Annotated in this window: 4 protein-coding genes; 3 read left to right on the top strand and 1 reads right to left on the bottom strand. The window is 43.8% G+C overall.

Annotated elements, in window-relative coordinates; all coding sequences use genetic code 11:
• Positions 1 to 137 precede the first annotated feature (137 nt).
• On the bottom strand, positions 138 to 1,406 hold the full coding sequence (locus tag PY364_RS03335) for a pentapeptide repeat-containing protein (protein WP_275520563.1): 1,269 nt from the start codon (positions 1,404 to 1,406) through the stop codon (positions 138 to 140).
• A gap of 101 nt (positions 1,407 to 1,507) precedes the next feature.
• On the opposite strand from PY364_RS03335, the gene PY364_RS03330 reads away from it, so the two are divergent.
• The 3 genes from PY364_RS03330 (at position 1,508) to PY364_RS03320 (ending at position 5,944) form a co-directional block, all read left to right on the top strand.
• Positions 1,508 to 2,794 carry an ATP-binding protein gene (locus PY364_RS03330; RefSeq protein WP_275520561.1) on the top strand — a complete coding sequence of 429 codons (1,287 nt, stop codon included), beginning with the start codon at positions 1,508 to 1,510 and terminating at the stop codon, positions 2,792 to 2,794.
• Entirely contained in the window at positions 2,794 to 4,545 is a 1,752-nt protein-coding gene (locus PY364_RS03325) for a tetratricopeptide repeat protein (RefSeq protein WP_275520559.1), read from the top strand. Before PY364_RS03330 ends, PY364_RS03325 begins: the two co-directional genes overlap by 1 nt.
• A 265-nt stretch (positions 4,546 to 4,810) precedes the next feature.
• The gene (locus tag PY364_RS03320) at positions 4,811 to 5,944 is read left to right on the top strand and encodes a cob(I)yrinic acid a,c-diamide adenosyltransferase (protein ID WP_272029946.1); all 1,134 of its coding nucleotides are present in this window, start codon (positions 4,811 to 4,813) and stop codon (positions 5,942 to 5,944) included.
• Positions 5,945 to 6,000: the final 56 nt, after the last annotated feature.

Here is a 6,000-nt window from a genome sequence, read left to right as displayed (position 1 = left end):
TTAAATAACCGCCAGGATGGCGGCGTTACGGATACTTTTGCGTAAGTCCTGAAGTATTTAAGTGGACAAGATATTACCAGTTAACAGTTAACAGTTAACAGTTAACAGTTAACAGTTAACAGTTAACAATTATAAATTCATCTTCCTAATTTATTAGGAATACCTTCACAGCCACCGGGAATGGTGTTTCTAGATTGTTCGCCACACCAAGAACAACAATAGTATCTTTGCTCGTCGGATAAACGTTTAACGGCTGTGAAATCAGCATTTTCGATAACTGCGCCCGTGTTTTTACCTGTAATGTAATCGGGAATATCACTGCGACTGCGGGGTGAAGCGGTTTCTACTGAGCCGTAAAATAGAGATGCACCTTTGAGATCGGCTCTGGTGAGGTTCGCATCGTATAAGATTGTACGGGAAAGGTTTGCTTTCACGAGGTCGGTGCCGCTGAGATTGGCTCTGACAAGGTTAGCTTCACTTAAATCTGTCCACCGCAAATCCATACCAGCGAGATCGGCTCCTGCTAACATTACACCGATCTCAATGACCCGCACGCCGTAAGCGCGATCTTCAGCGTAACCGCCGTCTCCGTCAAGGATGGGACGACCTAAATGGCGATCGCGCTTAATTGGGGTAACTAATTTAGCTTGGGATAGAAAGCGCATAATTTTGGCTTTGCCTTCTGCGTCTACACTGCTCATAATGGCAGCAGTGCGACCTTCTGCGATCGCTCTTTCTTGGGGCCAGTCTTCCAAGAATCCCTGTTCGTCTAAAGCTAAGTCCGAAACGCCTTGAAAATAAGCGTCTATTGTTTGCTGCTGAGTAATTCTATTTTGCTGAATTGTCAAGTCTTTTGAGATCACATATTGCCGCCAAGCGACATAAACGCCCAGAATTGCGATCAGAATTTGACCTAAAGCGCCGATCAATTCGCCTAATGCGCCGATCGCATCCCAGTTAACCTGAATGTTGCGGCCGCCCGGTTCGTCATTGGTACTACTGAGCATCAATAAGCCCACGATTCCCCCTAAAATCCCAAAGCAAGCGACGATCAGAGTGCGCCAGTTGGGGGGGATTACTTGCGTCCAGATGTGTCCCCAACTCGGCCAGATGATACGCAGGGAGATAGCGATCGCGGCGATCGCACCGAGTAACCCAATCCAGACATTATCATTGGCCAACCCGATAATCATCGCCGCGATCGCGCCTAGTGTGAAGGCTGAAGCGGACAGTTCAGCAGGGGTTTGTTGCGGTGCTTTGATCTCAGTAGATGCAGGCTTGGGATTTATCGGTTTGTCTGGTTTGGAGGCCACGAGTACCCCTTCTTCTGAAGGGACATTGGCGGCGTTACCGTTGGGACTTTCTGCGATCGGATTGGGTGGGGGAGAGTTGGGCTCTGGGGTCATGCGTCAAAGCTGTAGCAGGTCAGTAAACTTGATTGTATCCAACTCAGGATAACTTCATAGTACAATTATCTAGATATATTAACAAAATGGAGTGCAACTTTATGCCTGAGAATAATTTAGTTGCGGACTTTGAGGAAGCATATCAAAATTTACAGTTTCAGCCGCTGATTACGCCAGAGGATTTAGAGAAATTTCAGGTTCCCTATCGTGAGGATGTGACGGCTAGACTGAAACAATTGGTGAAATCCTGCACTCCTCATAGTAACAAGATTATTTTTGCTGGACATCGGGGTTCAGGTAAAACCACACTCCTAGCAGAATTTAGCCGACAGCAGGAAGAAAAATATTTTGTGGTTTTCTTTTCGATATCAGATCTGATTGAAATGTCTGATGTCAACCATATCAACATTTTATTTGCGATTGCAGTTCAGTTGATGGAGAAAGCAGAAACGCAAAAAGTTAATATCCAAAATTCTATTAAAAATAAATTTTATGAATGGTTTGCCACTCGTACCAAAACTAAGCTAGAGGAGATCAAAGCTGAATCAAGTGCCGGCTTTGATTTGTTAGGTATCATTAAAGGTAAATTGCAAGCAGATGCAGTAACTAGAACGGAGATTAAGGAAGAATTAGGTAAAAACTTTGCCGATCTTATAGGGCGAATCAATGAAATTGCCGTTGCTATTGAGAACTCAGGTAAAGACATACTTGTGATTATTGATGATTTAGACAAGCTGGATTTAGCTTTAATAGGAAATATTTATAGAGACAATATTAAGGCGTTACTATCGCCACGATTTCGGGTAATTTTTACTATTCCGATTGCCGTTGTCAGAAATATTAATTTGCGAGCGACAATTAGTACAGAGACAGACAACAAAATTTCAATCATGCCTGTTGCAAAACTATTTGCAAAAGGGGAAAATAGGCAACCTAATCCTACAGCTATTGAGCAAACTAATCTCTTGTTTTTGGATATTTTGCAAAAGCGCCTTTCATCTAAATTGATCGAAGCGGAAACCGCCCAACAGATCGTATTTAAAAGTGGCGGAGTGTTGCGAGAGATGATCCGCATCGCGAATAAATGTTGCGAAGAATGTTTGTTGCTTATAGAAGAAAAACCGTCTCGCCAAGATATCAAAATTAATCAGGAAATCCTCAACCGTTCCTTAACTGAGTTGCGTCTCGAATTTACCGCCGGTTTAGGCAAAGTAGAGTTTGAGATATTAACTGCCACTTACAACAACTATGAACCTGACGACTCAAACAATACGAATTTTTTAGACTTACTACACGGCTTGTATGTGTTAGAATATAGAAATGATGATTTATGGTATGATATCCACCCCATCGTCTGCGATCTCTTGAAGCGTCGGGGCTTAATCTGATGATACCAGAAGATTTTTTAGAAGATAAAATTGATAACGAAAGAAGCTATCGCCAGTTATTAGTATCGATCAAGGCGAGTCAGGGAATTTTATCGTTACTGGTTGGTATTTGCGATGATATCAACTTTCGGGAAAGCCTGATTAAGCGTTACGAAGGTGAACTAGAAAAATGGAATATTCGCCCCTATCGGTTAAGACTTGCGAGGGGGGAACCTAGTCTGAGAAGTGCCATTGCTAACCAGGTAGAGAAAGATGAGTATTTGCAACAGCGAGGTAGGTCAGTTTTAACGGTTGTTGGTGCTGAAGATTTATCGTTTTTGACTAGAAATTCTGAGCGATCGGAACAAGATAAATTTTTTGGTTATCTCCAGTGGACGCGGGAAGGATTACGGGCTTTTCCTTTTCCCATTGTCTTGTGGATTACTAATGATATTTTTGGCAAAATTAACAGAAGAGCACCGGATTTTTGGAGTTGGCGCAAGGGAGTTTTTCGGTTTGAAGCTGTTAAAGTTAGTCTAGTTTCAGTGAGCGGATCTATAGCGGTAATAGGTGAAGATGTATCGAAAGATTCTAGTTTATCTAATTCCAATCACAATGACTTTTTATTATCCCTAGAAGATTTGCAAGGATTAATTGAACAAACCCGGAGTAGAAATGGTGATAAAGATCCTAAGTTGGCAGGTTTGTATAGCCGGATAGCGCAGGTGTATGAAGCTAGATTAGATCGAGGAGAATCTGAAGATTATCGAAAAGAGAGAGAATTGGCGATCGGGTATTTGTATCAAGCGAGTGAACTGCAAAAAGAGATTGGATTAAAGTTCGATTTAGTGGCTAGTTTGAATCGCTTGGGATGGATTTTTGCAGTTCAGGGAAGACTTAAAGATGCAATCGAAGTGCATCACGAGTCGCTGGCAATTGCACAAGAAATTGGAGATCGCCAAGGTGAAGGTACTTCCTATCACAGTTTAGGTATTACTTACTACTCTATCGGAGAATACCAGCAAGGGATACAGTTCCTTCAGCAATCTCTGGAAATTTCACGGGAAATCGGCGATCGCAAAGGTGAAGCTACTTCCTACAGAGGTTTAGGTAATGCTTACAACTCTCTTGGAGAATACCAGCAAGGGATACAGTTCCTTCAGCAATCTCTGGAAATTTCACAGGAAATAGGCGATCGTCAAGGTGAAGCTACTTCCTACCGCAATTTAGGCATTGCTGACAACTTTCTCGGAAAATATCAGCAAGCGATACAGTTGCTTCAGCAATCTCTGGAAATTTCACGGGAAATCGGCGATCGCCAAGCTGAAGCTAGTTCCCTAAATAATTTAGGTAGGGCTTACAACGCCCTCGGAGAATATCAGCAAGCGATACAGTTGCTTCAGCAATCTCTGGAAATTTCACGGGAAATGGGCTATCGCCAAGCTGAATCTCATTCCTACGGCAATTTAGGTAGGGCTTACAACGCCCTCGGAGAATACCAGCAAGCGAGACATTTGTATCAGCAATTTCTGGAAATTTCACGGGAAATTGGCGATCGCCAAGCTGAAGCTTATGCTTGGTTTAATTTGGGAAATACTTTAGCAAAGATTAACCGAGAATCAGAGGCAATTGCTGCTTATCAAAATGCACGTGAACTTTATCAATCAATGGGACTTGATGGTGATGTCCAGAATTGTGATAACGCCATTCAGGAGATAGAGAAAAGCTTAGTAAATACTTCAGATACGCCTACAGTGGTTAATCCACCCTAAACTGAATCGACATTGAAGTAAAATAAAACATCCCCATATTTTAAGTTATAATCTTAAATATTGGGCGATTGAAATCGCTTCTACACAAGCAAAGTCCGCCTACGCGGACTATAAAAATTCAACCCGCGTAGGCGGGTTTCGTCTGTGTAGACGCGGTTTCAACCGCCGAGTATAAATCAACCAATTCAATAATTTACTAACAAAAGCCAAGAGCAAAAACATGATAATATACCTCCATAAAGAAAGACTAAAATAACTGCTGACTATGGTAAGGAATGGCATCGGGATTCGCACGGCTCAAGCGCGTTCAGAGCGCATAGTCGGTCAAATTCATGTTTACGACGGCGCTAGTAAAGGCAAATCTCAGGCCGCCTTGGGCGTAGTATTGCGCTCTATCGGCTTGGGCATCAATTCTGACTCCCCCACAAGAGTTTTACTGCTGCGGTTTCTGAAAGGGCCGGGGCGCTCCTATGATGAAGATGGGGCAATAGAAGCTTTACAGCGGGGCTTTCCCCATTTAATAGACCAAGTGCGTACTGGCAGAGCAGAATATTTCGGCCCCAAAGAAATTACCCGCTTTGATAGGTTAGAGGCTCAACGGGGGTGGGACGTGGCAAAAGGCGCGATCGCATCAGATTTATACTCAGTCGTAGTTCTCGACGAAATTAACCCCGTCTTAGACCTAGGTTTACTGCCCATCGAAGAAATAGTCCATACCCTCAAACACAAATCCGAACACTTAGAAATTATTGCCACAGGTAGGGCCGCCCCCCAAGCACTACTAGATATTGCTGACTTGCACTCAGAAATGAAGGCCCACCATCACCCCGCCGCCGCAGCTAGCGGTATTACTGGGATCGAGATTTACACCGGTGCAGGTAAAGGCAAATCTACTAGCGCCCTCGGTAAAGCTTTACAGGCCATCGGTAGAGGCATTAGCCAAGATCAATCCCATCGTGTATTAATTATGCAGTGGCTCAAAGGTGGGACAGGCTACACAGAAGATGCCGCGATCGCAGCCTTGCGACAGATATATCCTTATCTAGTAGATCATCAACGTTGCGGTCGAGATGCGATCGTTTGGCGCGGACAGCAACAAGAACTAGACTATGTAGAAGCCGAGCGCGGTTGGGAAATAGCTAGAGCCGCGATCGCATCTGGCTTATATAAAACTATCATCCTCGATGAACTCAACCCCACCGTTGACCTCGAACTCTTACCCGTAGAACCCATAGTCGAAGCCCTACTCCGAAAGCCCCGCGATACAGAAATCATTATCACCGGGCGCTGCTACAAACCCCACGCTTATTTCGACCTAGCCAGCGTCCACTCCGAAGTTTTCTGCCACAAACATTATGGCGATCGCGGAGTAGAATTAAAACGCGGCGTAGACTTTTAAAGCAATGATGCTACTATGATACACTTAGCCTACCAATTTGGTGAAAAACCCGAAAG

The organism is Kamptonema sp. UHCC 0994 (genome assembly GCF_029167235.1).
Taxonomy (GTDB): Bacteria; Cyanobacteriota; Cyanobacteriia; order Cyanobacteriales; family Microcoleaceae; genus Kamptonema.
This window is presented reverse-complemented; position numbering and strand designations above follow the sequence as displayed.